We start from the raw sequence: 22,695 nt of genomic DNA, 5'->3' as shown, positions 1-22,695 counted from the left end.
TTTCTAGAAATGATATCGTTTAAAAGCTTCAATAGCCGCGTACTCCGACAAGCCTAAATCATTATATTTTTTAGCGGTTAGGCGGTTTCTATCTTCAGCCCTAACCCAAAATTCTCTAGAGTCGCCACCTTGAAACATTACCCCATCTTTTTGTGATTGGTGATAAAATATCGCATGACGTTTTCTTAACACTTGGTCTGGACTCATGGGTACAGCCATTTCAATTTGATAGGATTCCCACTCATGCCATGCGCCACGGTATAACCATACCCAGCAATCATCCATATAAGATTCCGTTTTTAATACTTTTAGTGATTCAAACAAAGCATCTAAACACACCTTATGCGTACCATGAGGATCGGCTAAATCGCCTGCTGCATAGATTTGATGTGGTTTTATGGTCGAAATGATATCACACATGATATCAATATCGTCCTGAGATATGTTGTTTTTCTTTATGGTCCCTGTTTCGTAAAAAGGTAAATCAAGAAAATGTACATTGGCATCATCTAAACCAAAATAGCGGGTAGCTCCTAAAGATTCGCTACGTCTAATTAAACCTTTTAATTTTCGCACTTCTACAGAATCGATATCGTGATCGGTTTTATTTTTTAGAAAGCTTATAATAGCTGCAGTTTCCTCACATTCTGGACAAAGTGATTGGGTAATTTCGGCAAATTTTAGAGCTTCTTCATCCGAAACCGCAATATTACCAGAGGTTTGATAAGCGACGTGAACCTCATGCCCCTGCTCTACGAGCCTATCAAAAGTACCACCCATGGATATCACATCATCATCGGGATGCGGACTAAAAATAATTACACGCTTTTTGGGAATGGTAGCACGCTCTGGTCTATTGGTATCGTCGGCATTGGGTTTTCCTCCTGGCCAACCTGTAATAGTATGCTGTAGTTTATTAAACATTTTTATGTTTAAATCGTAGGCGGTACCTTCTTCGGTAAGTAAACCAGACATACCATTATTGTTATAATCCTTATCGGTTAACTTTAAAAAAGGCTTTTCGGTTAACTCACTAAGCCAAACTACGGCCTTAAGTTTTAAATCGTCATTCCAAACACAGTTCGTTACTAACCAAGGGGTTTTAACCCTGGTTAATTCTGAGGCTGCCGCTTCATCAATAATAAAGCTTGTATTATCATGATTTTGCAAATAAGTTGCCGGCACTTCTGGTGTAATTTCACCCTCAATAGTTTCTTTAAGAATTTCTGCCTTATTACCTCCCCAGCCTAATAAAACAATACGTTTGGCACTTAAAACGGTACCAATACCCATGGTTATGGCTTTTCTTGGTACATTTTCAATACCCAGGAAAGCAGGTGCAGCATCCACACGTGTGATATGATCTAAAGTAATACTACGGGTGCTAGAGTTATAATGCGATCCTGGCTCATTAAAACCAATATGGCCTGTTCTACCAATACCTAACAACTGAAAATCTAATCCGCCAGCCGCTTTTATCTTCATCTCATAATCGATGCAATACTGGTATAAATCTTCCGAACTCACAGAGCCATCTGGAATGTTTATGTGTTCTTCTAAAATATCAATATGATTAAACAGATGCTCATGCATGAAATAAAAGTAACTCTGGATGTTACCTTTATCCATTGGTAAATATTCATCGAGATTGAAGGTGATTACATTTGCAAAGCTTAAACCTTCCTCTCTGTGCATGCGAACAAGTTCTTCATAAACCTTTATTGGTGAAGACCCTGTCGCTAAACCTAACACACATGGCTTGTTCTGTTTTTCCTTCTCTTTAATTAAAGCCGCGATCTCTTGAGCTACTAATATTGAAGCTTCGGTAGAGTCCTGGAAAATAACGTTGTGTATTTTCTCAAAGCGTGTTTCTTCAAACATACCTGCTTTAGTGTGGGCTATACTTTTTTGATTTGCAATTTTCACGATATACTTGTATTTCTTTTAAATAACTTTTATTAAAGCAAACGGAAAACCGAGATTCTCCGCTTGCTTACCATCAACAAACTAAACTAACTGTTTAATCAACCTAAACTTAAAAATTTGGTGCTCCGGTATCCCACCAAAGTCTTGTTCCTCCATTATCTGGACCTTTTAAATATCCTACAGCGATATCTACATTTGCTCCATTTACATCTTTTTCGGTTTGCACGAAATTAATACGACGTATTTGTATGTCTGTATCAATTGTACCACCGCTATTGTTTATGACTACAGGGAAAATTCTTGGATACCCTGTACGTCTAAATTCACTCCAAGCCTCTTGTCCGTCAGGGAACATAGCAATCCATTTTTGAGTGATAATTTGCTCTAATTGTTCTTCATTGGTTCCTGCTGCGTTATATGCAATTTTAACATCACTAGGATATGCATAATTATTTGCTGGGTTTTTAGCGTCTACATAATCGGCTGGCGTGCTCGTTGTATCGGCTAAGTAAGTATCTACATTTTTAGCATTAGCAAGATCAAACGCTGCTTTTACTCCTGCCTCATAGTTCGCTTTAGCATCGCCTGCTCCAGCCCATCCTCTTAAAGCGGCTTCGGCTTTTAAGAAATGAACCTCAGCTTGAGTCATCCATATTTTTGTTGGCTCTGCAATAAAAGAACCTAACATTGAATGCGCACCATATTCAGATTTCGCTTCAATTTTAATACCCTGACGAATGCCTTTATAGTTTCCTAAAGAAGCGTCTGCTGGAGGAGCAAAATAAGTTGAGATTCTAGGGTCGTTAAAACCTTTTAAGATAGATTCCATCTCTGCACTCATAGCAATATCTCCCCAACCGTTGCTAATTTCCATTAGTGGATGAGAAAAACCATTCATACCAACACGCATATCGCCGTTTTCTAAAAATCCTGCATTGCTTGCTAAGGATTTCTCGCCTTCTGTTTTTGCTAAAACGGGATCTACTTTAGACACTCTTATAGCTAAACGTAAACGTAATGCATTAGCAAAACCACGCCAGTTACGAATATTATCTCCTGCTGGTGATGCAAACTCTGACTTATCAAAAGGTACAAACTGTTCGTTTCCGTAAAAAACTTCTAAACCATCAATAGCTTCACCTAACTCATTAAAAAATGTTTTATAAGCAATTTCTTGAGAATCGTATTGTCCTGTAGTTTCATAATCTCCATATTTAGAGTAACGCAATGGGCCAAATATATCCGAAACTCTGTGCATACCCATTACTTTAACAATATTGGATAAGTATTTAAACATTACAGTATTCTTGTTATCCGATTCTGCGACATATATGTCTATTTTGTTCGCAAAAGGAATAATTCCATTTCCATCATTTCCATCGTAAGCATCGCTCCAAATAAAACCGTTCCAACCATCAACTAAACTATACGTTTGATTGTTAATATTACCTGCGAAAGGTGTTGGCGACGCCATATATCCTGAAAAGATATCGGCATTAAGGTTTTGTTGTAATTGGTAGTTCCAACCTGGATTTGTTCTAATAATATTATCGAACATTGTTGAAAACCCAGATCCTATATGATTGTATTGTTGTGTTAATTCTTCATCAGAATACCCATACCTATTGGTATTGATTTCTTCAAAATCTCCAGTACAGTTTGATAAACTTATGGCTGCTACAGCTGCCAAAGTGTATTTTAATATATTTTTCATGTTTCTTAGAAATTTATGTTAATGTTTAACCCGATACTTCTTGTAGACGGCTGGTTATAAATATCCACCCCTTGTAATCCCATACCTGTACTAGATGTAATATTTGGGTCGAATGGCGCCTTTTTGTAGAAAAAGAAAAGGTTATTTGCTATTAATGAGAAGTTAACATTTTCAATGGCACTATCTTGCATTTGTAATTTGTAACCTACTGATAATTCACGTAAACTTACGTTTGTGGCATCGTAAACATATTCACCTAACATACCTGCTCTTCCCCCAATGGCAGTGTAGTAATCTTGCGCTGTAATTTGTACATTCGCTCCATTTTGGTCGACAACATTTACCATTCCATTATTTGAATTTCTAGCATTTGCAGAATTCTGAGACACACCATATTGGTCGTTAATTGCCTCGGTTACACTCATAACCTGTCCTCCAAACTTACCATCTACAAGAAAGTTTAAATGGAAGTTTCCAAATTCGAAATCGTTATTCCATCCTAAAGTAAAATCTGGTTGTGCGTGAGCTACAGTTTCAAAATCGGTAGATTGTAAAGCGTAAGTTGAGCTGCCATCTGCCTCTACAGTTGTAGTTACCATAGGCACACCATTTTCATCTCTAACTAAAGAACGCGCTTTAATACTTCCAAAATCTTCACCTTCAATTAAAGAATACCCGTAACCGTTTACTCCTGGTGCTGTAATTATAGCTTCACCACCGTCTAAAGATTCGTGAACAGATACTACTTTGTTATCGTTTTGCGCATAGTTAAATGCGGTACTCCATGAGAATTTACCTGTAACTACAGGTTTCGCATTTAAAACAATCTCGTAACCTGCATTAGAAATCTCGCCTGCATTTACGATATTTTGAGAATATCCGTTTGCGTTAGATTCTGCAGTGATAAAGAAGATTTGATCGTATGTTTTAGAGTTATAATACGTAAAATCTAATCCTAAACGGCTTTGGAAGAAACGCCATTCTGTACCAATTTCAAATCCTTTTTGTCTTTCTGGCTTTAAGGTTTCACCTTCAATAGGCGCAAACGGTACTATAGAAATATTGGTATTAGTTTGATTAATATAGTTTAAAGGTGTTGTTGCTCCCACAGGAATATCTTTACCTACTTCAGCATAAGAACCTCTTACTTTTGCAAAAGAAACACCGTCTCCCATATTAAACATTTCAGTTAAAACAGCTGTTAAACCTACCGAAGGATAAAAGAATGAGTAACTATCGGTATTTGCTAAAGTTGAAGACCAGTCGGTACGACCTGTAACATCTAAAAATAACATGTCTTTAAATCCGAAGTTTGCAGAACCGAATACAGATTGTACTTCTCTATCTGAAACGCTTTGGCGAATGTTATTTGTGTTTTCAAAATTTTGAATAGCAAAAAGGTTAGGATAATTAAGTCCTTTTCCATCACGACCAGAATCTAAAAACGTTTGATCTCCAATTTTATACTTCGTTAAGCTGGTTCCTAAAAGCCCTGAGAATGTAAAATCTTCCGAGAAATCGGTATTATACGAAGCAATTAAATCGATATATTGTTGGGTGTTTTCTGTTTTCTCAAGAATATAACGTCCGTTTGATCCTGAGTTTGCAATATCAGTTCCTGCGTATTGCTTCTTTTCATATGTAAAGAATGATTTATCAAAACTCGCTCTAGATTGTAAAGCGAATGCATCGGTAATATTATATTTTAAAGATACGTTTGCTAACACACGTTGCGCTATATCTTTACTCGGGCTACGGTTAATTAGCCAATACGGATTTTGTTGAATATTTTCAGCAAAAGAAGTTGCGTATTGGTCCATTTGGTTCAATTCAGCATTAAAATACTCGTAGTTGTTTTTATAAGTATCTCTACTAATTCCCACTGGATTTAAATACACAGCCGTTAACGGGTTAGCATATAAACCATTTGTTGGACGGTTTCCAATACGTTGATCTGATAAGTTAACACTTGCAGAAACATCAATTTTATCTTGTAAAAACTTAGCCGTTTCTCTTAATGTAATATTGTTTTTTACAAGGGTATTCCCTGGAATAACACCATCGCCAACCGTATTGGCATAAGAGAAATAGGTTTGTGCTTTAGCATTACCTGCAGTTAAAGACAAGGCGTTAATTGAGGTATATCCCATTTGAAAAAAATCTCCAGCCTCATTATTTAAACCACTGGTTTTAGCCCCCCACGACATTGGATCGGTAACATTTCCGTTTTGAGCAACAGGTTGTCCTACAGATTTACTTTGGTATTCAGATTGTAATTTTGGTAATGAAACTACGTTATCCATCGTAAAACTAGAGTTGAAATTTACGGCCAATGCACCGTCTTTTCCTTTTTTAGTGGTGATTAAAATCACCCCGTTTGCACCTTGACTTCCGTAAAGCGCCGAAGCCGATGCTCCTTTTAAAACAGTCATACTCTCTACATCGTCTGGGTTAATTAACGACATCGCATCACCACCATCACGGTTACCCGTTTGGCTACCAAAAATATCGGTTCCTGGCTCGTTACCATTAGATCCGTTACCACTATTTAACATAGGAATCCCGTCAATAACATATAAAGGATCATTATTTGTTGTCGACGAGTTACCTCTTAATACCACTTTAGTCGCCCCTCCTAAACCAGAAGAACTCCTTGTAATAGTTAGACCAGCCGACTTACCTGATAAACTGTTAATAGGGTTGGTTTGTTTAACGCGGGTTAATTCGTCTCCTCCAACCTCTTGCGCAGAATACGTAAGGGCTTTTTTCTCCTTTTTAATACCTAAAGCAGTTACTACGACTTCGTTAAGTTGCTCGGCATCCTCTACGAGTTGTGCATTAATAACATCTTGCTGTGCCACTGTAATTTTAATTGTGGTCATTCCTAAATAAGAGAAATTTAACACGTCGCCTACGTTTGCCGTAATTGAATAGTGTCCATCAAAATCTGTCTGTGTACCATTAGTGGTTCCTTGAACTGTTACATTAACTCCTGGTAATGGAATCCCATCAGCTTTAGAAGTTACAGTTCCCTTAATTTCTTTCTCTTGTCCAAACGAGAATTGGACAATAAATACTAAGAAAGAAAACAAGAAAAGTTTTTGTAAGTTTTGTTTCATAATTTGATTGTTTTGTTTTTTAAAGTGAAGCCAAACTATCCAATATTAAATTTGTTTTAAAAAAATTTATATAAACGACATCATTTAACATACAGACAACATTGTGTAAACGATAAGTGAATATTGGCTTTCAAACTATCAGTCTTTTTATTGCTAATTAATAAATATATCACTAAAATTGTTGAATCTTAATAAGATTTTAATAACAAAATCGACATAAACATAATATTATTTCAACGCAAGCCAACAAACCATCTGTTAACATTCCAATCAAATACCATATTGTATTCTGGTTGAGCTACTTCCTTTTCAACTTTGTACGTTGGGGAAGTTATTTTAATGATTATTGGTATTCGCTAAAATCTAATTTGGTTGAGTTTCCTATTCATATTATTATAGTATATATCAACATCTATTATTTAATTCCTCGATTTATTCTTCGAAAAAAGTACTGGACTTACATCTTATATTTAGTAATATCACTTTTTATGGTGTATCTAGTTAGAACCGGTTTAAACTATGTATTAGTCACTAAAGACATTTGGCCAGAAGCAGAAACACCAGGAGAGTTTATGTCTTTAAACCATATTATTGCGGTTATCTTAGGAGAACTATATGTGATAGGATTTACAACCGCTATTAAAATCGTTATAGATTGGTCTATTGAAAAGCGTTTGAATGAAGATTTGGCCAAACTACAAATGAGTACCGAGCTGAAATACTTACGTACACAAATTCAGCCACATTTCTTTTTTAACACCTTAAACAATCTGTATGCCTTAACACTAAGTAAATCGGATAATGCACCAAACCTAGTTTTAAAGCTATCCGACATGATGCAATACATTCTTTATGAAGTAAATAGCTCAAAAGCTAGTTTATTAAAAGAGATTAATCATATAAACAATTTCATTGAAATAGAACGTATCCGTTTTAACGATCGTGTACATGCAGAAATGGATATTACGGGCGACATAGAAGACATTTGTGTACCACCTTTATTACTGCTTTCCTTTGTTGAAAATTGTTTTAAACATGGGATGAAACAAAACGATCAACTTAAAATTCATATGAGTTTTGAAGTATTAAACTCAGGCTATTTAGAAATCAATATCACTAATAATTTTAATCCGAATGCACTAAACAACGAAACCAGCGGCATTGGTAACCAAAATGCTAAACGACGACTCAACCTTCTTTTTTCTAATAATTATATACTAGATTCGACGGTAGAAGATAACATGTATAAACTGTATTTAAAAATACCTACCTAATGAAAATTAAATGCATTATTATTGATGACGAACCACTTGCTATTACAGTAATTGAAAGTCATTTAAAAAACTTTGATCATATAGAAGTTGTTGAAACTTTTAATAATCCCCTAAAGGCTTATCGTGTTTTAGAACAACAAAAAATTGATGTCATTTTTCTAGACATTAATATGCCACAAATGACAGGTTTCAGCTTTATAGAAAACCTAAGTTCTAAACCCCTAATCGTTATTACCACGGCGTATCGCGAGTATGCCATAAAAAGCTTTGAACTCAACATTCTAGACTACTTGGTAAAGCCTATTCCTTTTAATCGTTTTTTAAAAACCGTTAATAAAATTTACCAACAAGTTTACGTGAATAATATGGCCATAGATGCTAGTTTACAGCAAGAGCCACACATCTTCCTTAAGGTTAATAAAAAGCTTTTAAAAATAAACTTAAATGACATTTTATATATCGAAAGTCTTAAAGATTATATAAAAGTCATTACCAAACTAGGCGATTATGTGGTTCATAAATCATTATCGGCTATTACTGAAGAACTGCCTCACTCTAACTTCATGCGTATTCACAGATCGTATACGGTTTCTATCAATAAAATAAGTGCTTTGGAAGGAAACACGATAGAAATTTCAAACCGCAAAATCCCTATTGGACGCAATTATACCAAACAAGCTAAAGAGCGGATTTTCAACATAAACGACGATAAAGAAAACTAACATTAATAAGAATTTTAAAATTTAAACATGACTAATAACCAAACAACGACTTTACCTGCGTCAAGAAACACTTTTGTGCCTATTTTAATCATTGCAGGACTCTTTTTTATATTCGGATTTGTAACGTGGATCAATGGAGCGCTCATTCCATTTATGAAAACCATTAATGAGCTTACCGACGCTCAATCTTATTTAGTAGCCTCTGCATCTTATATTTCATTCGTGGTCATGGCCTTGCCTGCATCCTATATTATTAATAAAATTGGCTATAAAAAAGGCATGTCTTTAGGCCTTATCATTATGGCTGTTGGTGCTTTGGTTTTTATTCCAGCCGCCGAAGCAAGAACCTATTGGATGTTTTTAAGTGCTATTTTTATTCAAGGAGCTGGGATGACCTTACTGCAAACGGCTTCAAACCCATACATTACCATTTTAGGACCTATTGAAAGTGCCGCCAAACGTATCGCTATAATGGGGATTGCCAACAAAGTAGCTGGCGCTCTTGGTTCTGTAATTTTTGGTGCTATTTTACTTTCTGGAATTGATGAGATTAAAGAAAAGCTTACCGTTGTAAGCGATTCTGAAAAGGCCAACCTTCTAAACACTATGGCCGATAGCGTGGTTGCACCTTATATTGTCATGGCTATTGTATTAGTCGTGTTGGGGGGACTTATATTAAAAGCGCCGCTTCCTAACGTTGAGGCAGAACCTATAAAACCTTCAAATACCGAAGAAGTTGCTAAAACGAGTGTTTTTCAGTTTCCACATTTATGGTTAGGGGTTTTAGCCTTATTTCTTTATGTTGGTGTAGAAGTGATTGCGGGCGACACCATCATTTCTTATGGTATTTCACTAAATATTCCTGTAGAACAAGCTAAATTCTTTACATTGTTTACCCTTTTTGCTATGGTTGGGACGTATGCTGTTGGTGTCTTTTTAATCCCTAAATATATCAGTCAAGTTACCGCCTTAAAAGCCAGTGCCGTTTTAGGACTCCTGTTTTCACTTTGTATCATTTTCACCACAGGCATCACATCAGTACGTTTTGTTGCAGCACTAGGTATAGCGAATGCCTTAGTTTGGCCAGCCATTTGGCCTTTAGCGCTTAATGGTTTAGGGAAATTTACAGAAACAGCATCTGCCCTTTTAATTATGGCCATTTCGGGAGGTGCGATCATTCCACCACTATATGGGGCTTTGGTAGACTCTAAAAAGGAAACTTTAATATCTCTTGGAAATGATACAGTAGCGGCTACTGCCGAAGCGGCTTCTTATGGCTATTGGATTTTACTACCATGTTATGCTTTCATACTATATTACGCTTTCATAGGTCACAAATCTGGTCTAAAAAAATCTTAAAATCAAAAGATGGCAACTAGCAAACGTATAGCCTCTGTTGATATTTTAAGAGGTTTAACTATTGTGGCTATGATTCTGGTAAATACTCCTGGCGATTGGGGGCATGTTTATGCCCCTTTGCTTCATGCAGCGTGGCACGGACTTACCCCTACCGATCTCATTTTCCCATTTTTTTTATACATCGTTGGTGTTTCAATCTACTACGCCTATAAAAACAAAGCCAACTCAGTAACTACCTATAAAAAAATAGGTATAAGAAGTTTAAAACTTATTGGATTAGGCCTATTTTTAAATATATTCTCTCCTTTATTTCCTTTTGTTGAAGACATGGAAACCTTTAGAATACCAGGGGTGCTTCAACGTATTGGCATCGTATTTTTCATTGTATCGATTATTTATCTTAACTGCCATTGGAAACAAATTTTAGCCATTTGCTTAAGCATATTATTAGGGTATTATTTATTTCTAGGTTTTGTTCCTTTACCAAACGGCGCCTTACCGACTTTTGATCGCGCTGAAAACAACTGGGCAAACTACATCGACTTACAGCTTTTAGGAAACCATATGTGGCAACCCGACTACGACCCAGAAGGTATTTTAAGTACCATTCCAAGTATTGCATCCTGCCTTATTGGTATTTTAGTTGCCAAAGTTTTAGATGGTCTTTCTCCACTAAAACCATTGTTTGTAACAGCCTTTGCCTTACTGATTTCTGGTTATGGTTTTAGCTTGATATTCCCAATTAATAAAGCCATTTGGAGCAGCAGCTTTGTATTGGTTACTAGCGGATGGGGCACGCTAATTCTTGCGGTCATATACTATTTTAGAGACATAAAAGAATATCAGTTTGGTAGTATTTTCAAATATGTTGGCACCAATGCCATTACCATATATTTTCTATCAAGTTTCATTTCAAAATGCATGTACAGCATTGAAGTGAGCCAAAACCATAACATCCATTCATGGCTTTACCAAACCTTATTTTTCCCTGAGCTTATTAGTGCAAAACTCGCTTCGTTACTTTACGCCCTTGTTGTCGTTGCTTTTTATGAGCTTCTAGGGTATATTATGTTTCAGAAAAAGATATTTATAAAGGTTTAATTAGGGAACGTAAACCAGAACATAGAGTAATGACTTACAGACACTTCTCGACTGCGCTAGAAGACCATTTTCTTTTGAATTTCGAACAGGAAATTGAAATTAACGCTTCATCATTAGGGTGTTCGAGCGCAGTCGAGAACTTATATCCTCACTTTAAAAAACATGCTTCTCGACTCCGCTCGAAGGCCGTTACCATCTAAATTTAGGAGAAAAGTTGATATATTTATTATTTCGGTATTCGAGCAGAGACGAGAACATTTTCCACTATTTAAAAATAATGCTTTTAAATCGTAACGCTTTGTTTGAATGCTTGCTTCAATATTTTATCTTTGCAGCCTTTAATTTAGGATAGATATTTATGAAGATTTCATATAACTGGTTAAAACAATTTATAAAAACAGATTGGGCACCAGAACAAACTAGCGAATTACTTACAGATTTAGGACTTGAAGTGGAAGGTTTAGAGGCTTTTCAATCGGTTAAAGGCGGACTAGAAGGCGTTGTTGTTGGTGAGGTACTAACTTGCGAAAAACACCCTAACGCCGATAAGCTAAAAGTGACTTCGGTAAATGTTGGTGAAGATTCTCCCCTACAAATTGTTTGTGGCGCTCCTAATGTTGCGGCTGGACAAAAAGTTCCTGTAGCAACTATTGGAACCACGCTTTATACTGAAGAAGGTGAAGCTTGGACCATTAAAAAAGGAAAAATTAGAGGCGAAGCAAGTTTCGGGATGATTTGTGCTGAAGATGAACTTGGACTAGGAAAATCGCACGACGGTATTTTGGTTTTAGATGAATCGATTGCTGTTGGAACCCCTGTTGCTGAACTTTATGATGTTGAAAATGATCAGGTTTTTGAAATCGGATTAACACCTAACCGTGCTGATGCCATGAGCCACTACGGAACAGCGAGAGATTTAAAAGCTGGACTGGCTCAAAAAGACATCAATGTCGAATTAATTACGCCTTCGGTTAGTGCCTTTCGTGTTGACAATCGCATCCTAAAAATTGATGTTGATGTAAAAAACAAAGAGTTAGCGCCTCGCTATTGCGGATTAACCATTTCTGGACTTAAAGTAAAAGAGTCTCCAGCTTGGTTACAAAACCGTTTAAAAGCCATCGGACTTAGTCCTATAAATAACATTGTTGATGCTACAAATTATGTATTGCATGATTTAGGTCAGCCACTACACGCTTTTGATGCCAACAAAATTGCAGGTAATAAAATTGAGGTTAAAACTTTAGAAGCTGGAACAAAATTCGTTACTCTAGATGGTGTTGAACGTGAATTGCATGAAGACGATTTAATGATTTGTGATGCCGAAAAACCAATGTGTATCGCAGGTGTATTTGGTGGCGCGCATTCTGGAGTAACCGAAAACACAACAAGCATCTTTTTAGAAAGTGCCTACTTCAACCCAGTAAGTGTTCGTAAAACAGCGAAGCGTCATGCTTTAAATACTGATGCGTCCTTCAGATTTGAACGCGGTATCGATCCTAACATTACAGAATATGCCCTTAAAAGAGCGGCATTGTTAATCCAAGAAATTGCTGGAGGTGAAATTACTAGCGATATTGTGGATTTATATCCGAATAAAATCAACGATTTTGAAGTGCGTTTAAGTTTTGAAAACGCTAAAAAATTAATTGGTGAAGAAATTCCGAAGGAAGTCATTAAACGTATTCTTTCATCTTTAGAGATAAAAGTAAACAACGTTACCGAAACTGGCTTAGGTTTAACCGTTCCTGCTTACAGAAATGATGTGCAACGCGAAGCTGATATCATTGAGGAAATCCTTAGAGTTTACGGTTATAACAACGTAAAAACAACTACAAAGTTAAACGCTTCTATTGCCACTACCTCTCGTTTTGAAGATTACAAAATGCAAAATATTATTGGGAGTCAGTTAGCCTCTCAAGGATTTTATGAAATACTTTCAAACTCCTTAACTACACCTAATTACGTGAAGTTTAGCGAGCAGTTAAAGGATGAACATAACATTACTATGTTAAACCCTTTAAGTGGTGATTTATCAGTTTTAAGACAATCCCTATTATTTTCTGGATTAGAAGCTATTTCTTTTAATATCAACAGAAAACGCGCCGATTTAAAACTTTTTGAATTCGGAAAAACGTACCATGGTTACGGCGATGATAAACGTGAAGAATTTAAGCATTTATCACTTTTCATTACAGGAAATCAATCTGCTGAAAAATGGCACGATCAAAACAAAAAGAGTGACTTCTTTTTAATGAAAGGACTCGTTTTAAGCGCTTTAGAACGTTTAGGGATTTCAAGAATCCAAGAAACGCCAATTTCAAATGATTTATTTTCTGAAGGTTTAACCATAAGCTTAGGGAAAAACAAATTGATAGACTTCGGAATCGTTAAAAAACAAATTCTGAAACACTTCGATATTAATCAAGAAGTGCTTTACGCCGACTTTAACTGGGACAATATTTTAGACTTGGTTAAACACAACAACATTAAGTTTAAAGCCATTCCTAAATTCCAACCTGTAAGACGTGATTTCGCTTTATTATTGGATGATAATGTCACTTTTGAAGCTATCTATAAGCTTGCAAAACAAAGTGAAAAACAATTGCTTAAAGACGTTAATTTGTTTGATGTGTATCAAGGTAAAAACTTACCAGCTGGCAAAAAGAGTTACGCCGTTAGTTTCACCCTTTTAGATGAAAACAAAACGCTTAACGATAAGCAAATTGATAAAATCATGAAGAAGCTTCAGTCTACTTTTGAAAGTCAATTGGGTGCTGAATTGAGGTAGATTTAAAAAATGTTATATGGTGATGAGGTTAGAATGTGATAAAGATATATAGCTATATGACTAATATCTCTATGGAAACTTTATAACCTTATAGCTTTGTAATATTATAACTCCCTAAAATCATCAAAATTCCGTATCTTTAATAGATCACTAAAATTTAAACATTATGTCTGATTCAAATTTCACAAAAGTTTATACTGGCGATATCATTATTGTGCAACGTATCGTTTCCGAGTTGGAAAATGAAGGTATCAGTCCGATTGTAAAAGACCAAACAGAATCGGCTAGACTTGCTGGTTTTGGCGGTGGTAATTTTCCTGGTTTTCAAGAAATTTTCGTTAATAACGATGAACTTACAAAAACCCTCGAAATCGTAACTGATATTACAGCTAGTTTGGAGGAAGAATAACAAGATTAAACCTTTTTTTTTTGCTAACGAAAAAGTTTAACGAATAAAAAGATAAAACCCCATCAGTATTTTAAATCTGATGGGGTTTTCTATTTTAAAGGTCAAAATAAAACTGTGAATAATGATTATGTACCACGAATTTATCAGGTTGAGTTTTCCAAACCCACACAAAACATAGCCCGTATTGCGATATTTCTACAAACCCAATACTAATTTCCTATCTTTTTGCTCACCACGTTATTATCCGAGGTAGTTATCTTTGCAACAAACACTTGATTAGTTCTGTTATTCAAATTGATAGTACTCGTATTTGAATTTATATTTTTTTGCTCAACAACTAGTCTGCCTAACAAATCGAATACTTTAATCCCCTTAATTGGTGTTAGCGATGAATTTACATATATAATTTCATGGCTTTTATAAACGCTTATATTGTTATCATTCAACTTGGGATCATTCACACTTAATGTATTTTGGAACCTCAACGAAAATCTTGAATGATCGGCTCCTACTTCAGCATTAAAAGTATAAGCAGAGGTTTTTAAATTTGTTTCAGTACCCGTTTCGCTATCAAACAGATAAATATTTTGAGTACCCGAAAACAAACCATCTACTTGGTCTATGCTTATGGTATACATACCGCTTACATCGGTTTTAAATGCTAATGGAACAATATCAGCGCCATCAAAAGGCAAACTTCTACCCTGAATAGCAAACTCTTCATCTGCAATTAAAGAGTTTAGGGCTGTACTACTGTCATTAAAATATGCCCCATCAATTGCAGGATCAAATCCTTGTGTAGCTCCCGTCATATAAGCAATTAGCATTTGATTTATTGATGATGCCCCACTTGAGAGGTTTAACCAAATTCTGTTTTTTTCAACACCAGTTGGATTGGATTGAGTGGTGTTTTCTGTAGTACGCATTGCGTTGGTGAAATTTAATATTGAAGATGTAGATTTAACTAAAAATCCTTGACCCACAGAAATTATATTTTCATTAGCATTTAGATGACTATCTGGGAAAGTACAACCTGCGGTAGTACAGGTAGCGTACGAAACTGCATTTGCAGTTTCACTAGTTTTGTTCCAGAAATACAACGCCCCAGAAATGTTATTAATATTATCGGAAATAAAACTATCGATATTTATGGCAGACGGATAAGGGTTACCAACAGCATTATACCCATTACCATTGGTAGACATGGCAAACATAATATCACCGTTATTTGGTGTGCCGTTAAAAGTTCCTGTCCAAGATGCTGCTGTTCCTGGGTAACTTTCCCAATTATTTGGCATACCAATTAAATAACTTTTTGCAGTGTTGAAAGTCCATGTATTAGGCACTTCAGCATATAAATTGGTCGCTGTATTAAATTCTTGAAATCGATTTGATGCTGTTAACGGTGAAAAATCACCTAAGCTAAATGTTCCCGAAACGGGAGAAGACCATAAGAAATAATCTTGTTGAAATAATGGTACACTTTCACTTTCCACTTTTGTAACACCTGAGCCACTATTTGTGTTTGATGTACCGTTCTGAATTAAATTAGCATGGGTTTTTAAAGTTAATTCCCCATTATTTACAATAGCATCTTGTACGGTTAAATTAAATCCTGAATTTGTAGTTACCGACGCTCCAGAATTAATTTTCAAACTGTTAATAATAACATCTGAAGTAATTTCTGGTTGAAATGTTCCTGGGTTTATTTCAACATTAGAATTGAATGTAGGAACACCGCAAACCGACCAGTTATCACTATTGGTCCAAGACGTATCGACATTTCCTACCCAAGCGGCGAAGGTCCCACAAGAATTCACATTTATAATCCCTGTTCCAGAAAAATAAGTATCGTTGGTATGAGTTGCTGATGACGAGCTGCTTCCCCATGAACCTGAAACAACTCCAGAATCGGCTAGTGTTAGTGTATTAGATGCATGTGTAAGTCCTGAACCCAAGTCCATTTTACCTACAGTAATTAAGCAGTCATTAGTAATATCTATGGCATTTGCCAACGTTAATCCTAAACTATTATCGAGCTCTAAATTGTAAAAGGTTGTACTTCCTGTTATTAACTGATTAGAAGTTCCTTTAAACGAAACAGTACCAGTATTAGGCAAAAATACACCATTATTAGTCCAATCTCCTTCAATAGTAATAGTTTTCCCATTAGCATCTAAACTCCCTCCTGAAATGGTTAAGTCATTACTCACAATTAAATCATTGTTAACCAGTTGTACTATAGGTTCATTATAATCATTCACATATAAATTATAAATTGGAGCATTACTATCTATCCTAAACGTTTTCCCCGTGTCAGTTGTATGGTTTCCTAGTTGGAGAACACCACCACTAACAGAACTGGAATTAGACACATTAACATAATCGGCATAATTTGGAGATGGTTTTGTAATAATAATTGTACCTCCGTTAAAAGTAAACGAAGCATTAACACCCATTTCAAAAGGTGCTCTTGAAGTACTTGTATTCCCTACACTATTCACCGTTACAACACCCCCTGTTTGCGTATATTTAACGCTAGAATTATTGCTATTTGGACTTATCCTACCGGCTACATTTAGAATTCCGCCTTCAATAATTAGTTCCCCATTATTAAGATAATTAATCCTATTATTACTTCCCGTACCTATATTGGTAGTTCCTCCAGATATTTTCAATAATCCGGAATTAAGTGTCCAAGTAAAATTTCCAGTACTCACCGTACCTCCATTATTCCAAAAGCCTCTGCTTGAAGTTAATGCCACAGCCGTTGTAAAAGGTGTTATGGTAGAGGCACTAGAAAGCTTAAAAGTTCCAGAAGATAACACCAACGGATTTGAAGGCGCATCAAGTGTGATTAGGGAATTCACTTCTAGTATAACGTTTGGATTTCCTTTGGTGACTTTTAAAATATAAAAATTTGTTGTTGAGGCTCCCGTGATTTCTTGATAAGATGTGGTATTTACAAAATCTACGGTACCTATACCGCTAGTAAATGTTCCGTTATTCGTCCAATCTTTTGATACCGATAATGTATAACCAGTTGTTGCATCCATGGTTAAACTAGCACCAGAATCAATTGTTATAGCGCCACAAATAGCGCCCTCGGTAGCAATTTCAGGTTCGTTAGGTGCTGATGAAGGAATGACAACATCATCCACGCTAGTTGGAATGGTTCCAGAAGACCAATTCGTTTGATCAAACCAGTCTGAAGACGTTGCTCCAGTCCAAGTTAGCGTATTACAACTCATATACCCAGCTGCTTTTTGTATCGCTAATGTTCGTTGTCCCTCAGCAGTCCCTGTTACCGCACTAACAGCATAATACTCATTATCACTTACATTTTGTCCGGTTAGCACAGCACTACTTCCTGAAAAGCTAATATTAGCAGTAACTTCTTCCATAAATTCTGCTCCTAACCTATAGATTTTATAGGCTGTTGCTCCTGGCACTCCAGACCATTTTAAAGAAACCACATCATCGCAAACCTTGGTTATTCTAAAATTTTCGGGTGTTTCACCAATTTGATTAACACCACTAATAGATGATAACGCATCGCGTTCCACTTTAAATTTAATGGTATTAATACCACTTGAAACATCTGGAGCCAACCATTTGTATACCCTTTTAGAGGCATCATAAGCGCTTACTATTTCAATCCATGTGCCACTATTATTAAGCTCGTACGAAAGATTAAACGTATCTGAACTTCCATAACTATCCCATCTTATATAGTAAGTCTCTCCTGAAATGAATTTCTGATTCTCCAGAGGAAAAGCTATTTGAAGCTCCTCATACAAATATTCATAAACCACAAAATATTTTTGAGGTCCTAAAGGCACATCATTACCATTTACATTAACGGTCCAAGATCCTGATACAGGGTTGTCTAGTGTGACCTGTTCAATGGTATTTAAATTATCAATCCCACGAGTGGCTGGAGCGCTAATACTAGCAACGGAAGGACTACTATCTAAAACCCAAGGGTTGTAGGTTGTAGATGAAGGCGCTGTTAAAGATAAATTTAGGTTATTTACAAGTGCTGCATCGGCATTAACCGATGCTGCTACATCTGGCCAAACAATCATTACACGTACTTGTTTTACATTTTCGGGAATTGTTATGGTATGATTATTTGTAACACCATGCGCTACCGTACTGGTCATGTATTGATTCTTATCTAATATACTATAGGCTCTGCGTAAGTTTGGACGCCCATAACCATAAATATAATCGGGACCAGGATTACCTAAGTCATCAGCAGTATTCATCACAACAGCTCTTAACAAAGATGACTCTGGTTCGGCACCACCATTTTTATCTTTAAAAGCTTGCGCTAAAACAGCAAATTGACCAATAACTTTAGGTGATGAGAAGGATGTTCCATCAGCACCTTCATCAACTAATTGCGGTATAATACGACCGTCATACATTGGTCCACGACTACTAAAACTTTCAATAACATCTTCTGCAGAAATAGCGCCAACCGTAATCTGGTTTTTACTTTCTTTAAAGGAACCTGTGATATTGGCCCATTTAGGAAAAGCATAAGGCGAAATTCCAGTAGAACCTCCTGAATTCCCAGAGGAATAAGACACTATGTGATTGGGCAAACTAGCAATTCTAAGATCGTGCTCTCTAGCACGAGAATCATATCCACCTTGAGGTCCAGCCACTCCTATAGAATGATTGGTATATCGTAAATTATGTGAACTATAAAGGCTACTATGATCGGGCCAGCCCTCTAAACTCAGTAAAGTAGCTCCCCATGCATTATTTCGGTTGGAAGGATCGAGATTACCCGCACCACCCATATTTTGTAAACCGTTTATTTTATGATCATTAGCCCCACTTCCATCTGAAGTTCCTATCTCGGTAACTCTTCCTTTAAAATCTATATGATCACCAACAACTTCCCCTTCACCGTGGCCTATAACCACTCCTGCTCCATTATAATTTAATCCATTATAATCGGTATTTAAATAATTAACACGTGAAGATGTGTTTCTATAATCTAAAGATTCATTAACAAAATCCCTTTGTTTTACGCCAATAAACTGAACATATGGTAAACTTGTAATGGTTTCTAATTCTGACTCGACAAATATTACATCAATTTGATAAGAATAAGCTCTATGTGCTACAATTTGAACATCCCTAGATTGTAAATCGGAACGCACATCATTATAATTTAAACCTTTATAATAACTAATGACATATTCCTCTTTCGTATTAGAATTTTTTGCGGTTTTTGAAGCGTCCTTATAATAAAGGGCACCTTCTTTTTTATATTGTGTATCCACCGGCATTATAGAACGCACAACATCTTTGAGTTCACTTATTGGAAAACCTTTTTTGATGCTTGCATAATAGGTGTTTGCTGATAAATAATCAATTAACAGCATGCCTTGCTTTTCCCAAGATTGTCGCTGTTCGTTAGTTGGTATTTGATAAAACTGAACTAAACGAAAATGTTTATTATTAAACTCTGCTCCTTTTAATGGCTTAAAATCGGAAGTTTTAAATGCATTTACTTTATATGTGCCATGGGTTGTTTTTATGTCGTATTTATTTGAATCAATTTGGCCAAAAGTGATTTGACTAAAAACCAAAATGATTAACAACTGCCATTGTAAAGCCGATTTTTTAGTACTGTGTGTCATCATAAAAAGTATTATTTTGATTAATTAAGTAATATGCAACAAAATGCTAGGTGTCCTTTTCTGGACTAACTTGCCAAAAAAAATATCCTAATACGCCATAAAACATCGGGATTATATTAAAACCAAGCTTCAACAATATCTTGTTCGATGTGATGGTGATCTTTATGAATAAATTCATTTTTAAGCGCATCGTATTTATAGTCCTCACCCCAAACAGAGATATGCTCTGTAACTTCCTTTATAGCTTCACAAATAAATTCAACTTCAAAATTGGTCATAGTAGGATGAATTGACATACGTACCCAACCTGGGCGTTCAACTAAACAACCTTCTAATATTTTAACTTCTATGGATTTAGATCTAGATTTATCAACATTCAATAAATAATGCCCATAGGTTCCAGCACAAGAACATCCTCCTCGTGTTTGTATACCAAACCTATCGTTTAAAAGCTTTACGACTAAGTTGTAGTGTACGTTTTCAATATAAAATGAAAAAATCCCCAAACGGTCTGTATTATTGGGAGCTAGAATTTTTAAATTTTCAATCTTTTGTAAATTTTTAAATATTATGGCATTCAATTCGTGCTCTCGATCTAAAATATTTTGAACACCCATTTTCTCCTTTAACTGAATGGAAAGGGCGATTCTAATAGCTTGTAAAAAGCCTGGAGTTCCTCCATCTTCACGCGTCTCTATATCGTCTACAAAATCGTGATCTCCCCAAGGGTTGGTGTAACTAACCGTACCACCGCCTGGATTGTCTGGAACTAAATTTTTATATAGTTTTTTATTAAAAATTAAAACCCCTGTTGTTCCTGGACCACCTAAAAACTTATGAGGTGAAAATGTTATAGCATCTAAATACTCATCTTCTTCCTCTGGATGCATGTTTATATTAACATAAGGTGCAGAACAAGCAAAATCAACAAAACACAAACCATTATTTCTGTGCATTATTTTAGCTATAGCATGATAGGGTGTGCGAATACCAGTAACATTAGAGCATCCCGTAATTGCTGCAATTTTAATAGGAATTTCTCGGTATTCTTCTAACAACAATTCAAGGCTTTTAAGACAAGGTAGCCCCTTATCATCAGATGGAATTACCTTAACTCGTGCAATGGTTTCTAACCATGAGGTTTGGTTTGAATGGTGCTCCATATGAGAAACGAAAATTACAGGTCTTTTCTCCTCTGGAACTTCAATATGTGGTTTTAGATTTTCACTTATTTTAAGTCCTAAAATGCGCTGAAACTTATTAATAGCGCCGGTCATACCCGTACCTTCAGTTAATAACACATCATCATTCGAGGCATTAACATGCTTTTTAATAATGGACCTTGCTTCTAAATAAGCATGGGTCATCACACTTCCTGTAATCGAGGTTTCTGTATGGGTGTTAGCAACAAAAGGGCCAATATCATTTAATAGTTGTTCTTCTATGGGTCTAAATAATCTGCCACTTGCCGTCCAATCGGCATATATTATTTTTTTTTCGCCATAAGGCGAGGTAAACGTTTGGTCTAAACCAATGATATCTTTTCTAAACTCTGAGAAATAGGACTCTAAATCGGCTTCCGGTAACGTTGGTAACTTTTGTTTTAAGATATCACATAAAAATTCAACAATACTCATAATAATTACCCCTTTATTTTTAAATTAATCTTTTACTTCAGCAGACGTTTTTCACACCGCTTCTTTTACATAATCTCTAAGCTGACTTACTGGTACCACAATTTTTAAAAGCAGTTGTAAATCACCTTTGCGCTTTGCTCCGTCGGTATAATAAGCGCGTGTAGCACTAACCACACCAACGACTTCACCAGAATCATTCACAACTGGTCCGCCGCTAGCACCAATACCGAAATCTGCTGTAATAGAAATTCTAGGTTTACTAGATTTAGAATTCACAAATTTTCTAGAAATAATCCCTTTGGTCATAAAAAAAGTATTTTTAAAAGGGTGCCCCATCATATACACATCCTCACCAACAAGTTCTTGATTAGCTAAAGGCAGGGCGCTTAATTTCTTACCGTTAGTTTCTACTTTAAGAATGGCTAAATCATTAGCCTTACTAGCAGACAACACCTCGGTTACCACATAAACATTTCCATCATAATCTATAGCGAATAAGCCATCATACTCAATGGTGTCTTTAGGTGAGATAACATGATAATTCGTGACTACGATACCATCTTCATGAATTACAAATCCAGATGCAGCACTTAAATGTGTATTAGGGCATTGATCGCATAAATAAGATGAGCCAATGTATAATGTACTTTTTTGTAAATGGTAGTACATGTCATGACCTGTCTTTTTCTCTGACGTTGTATGAGCTATCTCGACACCTGAGTTTGCCTCAAAATTTTCATCCCTATCCTCCTTCAGTTTATTAAAAGGTGTATGTTTTTTTGCCGCTACAATGGCATCAATCTTTAAACTCGCCGCTTTTACAAACTCTGAACTATTTTCAGCTTCGTCTTCTTGTATTTCGACCACAACATTTTCGTTAGGTTCGGGAACATGTTTAGTAGAGTTACAACCGTTAAACAGGGCTACTAATGTGAGATATATGATATAATTGAATTTCATTTTATATTTATTTTATATGATTT

Annotated in this window: 12 protein-coding genes; 6 read left to right on the top strand and 6 right to left on the bottom strand. The window is 35.8% G+C overall.

The features are described 5' to 3' along the window. Positions 1–3 precede the first annotated feature (3 nt). The 3 genes from nagB to A6I66_RS08690 all read right to left on the bottom strand — a co-directional run bounded on the left by nagB (position 4) and on the right by A6I66_RS08690 (position 6,759). Positions 4–1,881, bottom strand: a complete 1,878-nt coding sequence (gene nagB, locus A6I66_RS08700; protein ID WP_067148107.1) for a glucosamine-6-phosphate deaminase — start codon at positions 1,879–1,881, stop codon at positions 4–6. Positions 1,882–2,035: 154 nt separating this feature from the next. Then, positions 2,036–3,640 carry a SusD/RagB family nutrient-binding outer membrane lipoprotein gene (locus tag A6I66_RS08695; RefSeq protein ID WP_067147861.1) on the bottom strand — a complete coding sequence of 535 codons (1,605 nt, stop codon included), beginning with the start codon at positions 3,638–3,640 and terminating at the stop codon, positions 2,036–2,038. 5 nt (positions 3,641–3,645) lie between these two features. Further along, a complete protein-coding gene (locus A6I66_RS08690) occupies positions 3,646–6,759 on the bottom strand; it encodes a SusC/RagA family TonB-linked outer membrane protein (protein ID WP_067147858.1) in 3,114 nt (1,037 codons plus the stop codon). A 293-nt stretch (positions 6,760–7,052) separates the two neighbouring features. Here A6I66_RS08690 and A6I66_RS08685 point away from each other — a divergent pair, with 293 nt between their 5' ends. From A6I66_RS08685 to A6I66_RS08660, 6 genes are all read left to right on the top strand, one after another. After that, positions 7,053–8,033, top strand: a complete 981-nt coding sequence (locus A6I66_RS08685; RefSeq protein WP_084399581.1) for a sensor histidine kinase — start codon at positions 7,053–7,055, stop codon at positions 8,031–8,033. After that, positions 8,033–8,755 (top strand): LytR/AlgR family response regulator transcription factor, encoded by a 723-nt coding sequence (locus tag A6I66_RS08680; protein WP_067147851.1) that lies wholly within the window; start codon positions 8,033–8,035, stop codon positions 8,753–8,755. Before A6I66_RS08685 ends, A6I66_RS08680 begins: the two co-directional genes overlap by 1 nt. A 27-nt stretch (positions 8,756–8,782) precedes the next feature. Continuing rightward, the gene (locus A6I66_RS08675) at positions 8,783–10,114 is read left to right on the top strand and encodes a sugar MFS transporter (protein WP_067147849.1); all 1,332 of its coding nucleotides are present in this window, start codon (positions 8,783–8,785) and stop codon (positions 10,112–10,114) included. A gap of 9 nt (positions 10,115–10,123) precedes the next feature. Next, complete coding sequence (locus tag A6I66_RS08670) at positions 10,124–11,215, top strand: acyltransferase family protein (RefSeq protein WP_067147846.1); 1,092 nt, start codon at positions 10,124–10,126, stop codon at positions 11,213–11,215. 358 nt (positions 11,216–11,573) lie between these two features. Beyond that, positions 11,574–14,003: a phenylalanine--tRNA ligase subunit beta gene (pheT, locus tag A6I66_RS08665; protein WP_067147843.1), complete on the top strand. Its 2,430-nt coding sequence runs from the start codon at positions 11,574–11,576 to the stop codon at positions 14,001–14,003. Between the two features lie 166 nt (positions 14,004–14,169). Continuing rightward, positions 14,170–14,412, top strand: coding sequence for a putative signal transducing protein (locus A6I66_RS08660; protein ID WP_067147840.1), 243 nt, complete (start codon positions 14,170–14,172; stop codon positions 14,410–14,412). A 209-nt stretch (positions 14,413–14,621) separates the two neighbouring features. Here A6I66_RS08660 and A6I66_RS08655 read toward each other — a convergent pair whose 3' ends face one another. The 3 genes from A6I66_RS08655 to A6I66_RS08645 all read right to left on the bottom strand — a co-directional run bounded on the left by A6I66_RS08655 (position 14,622) and on the right by A6I66_RS08645 (position 22,672). Then, the gene (locus tag A6I66_RS08655) at positions 14,622–20,078 is read right to left on the bottom strand and encodes a T9SS sorting signal type C domain-containing protein (RefSeq protein WP_067147837.1); all 5,457 of its coding nucleotides are present in this window, start codon (positions 20,076–20,078) and stop codon (positions 14,622–14,624) included. Positions 20,079–20,191: 113 nt separating this feature from the next. After that, on the bottom strand, positions 20,192–21,712 hold the full coding sequence (locus A6I66_RS08650; protein WP_084399579.1) for an aminotransferase class V-fold PLP-dependent enzyme: 1,521 nt from the start codon (positions 21,710–21,712) through the stop codon (positions 20,192–20,194). A gap of 51 nt (positions 21,713–21,763) precedes the next feature. Next, on the bottom strand, positions 21,764–22,672 hold the full coding sequence (locus A6I66_RS08645) for a S1 family peptidase (RefSeq protein WP_067147834.1): 909 nt from the start codon (positions 22,670–22,672) through the stop codon (positions 21,764–21,766). Positions 22,673–22,695: the final 23 nt, after the last annotated feature.

This window comes from Pseudotamlana agarivorans, assembly GCF_001642835.1.
In the GTDB taxonomy this organism is placed as follows: Bacteria; Bacteroidota; Bacteroidia; order Flavobacteriales; family Flavobacteriaceae; genus Pseudotamlana; species Pseudotamlana agarivorans.
The sequence above is the reverse complement of the archived record's forward strand: the minus strand, read 5'-3'. Positions and strand labels throughout refer to the sequence as shown.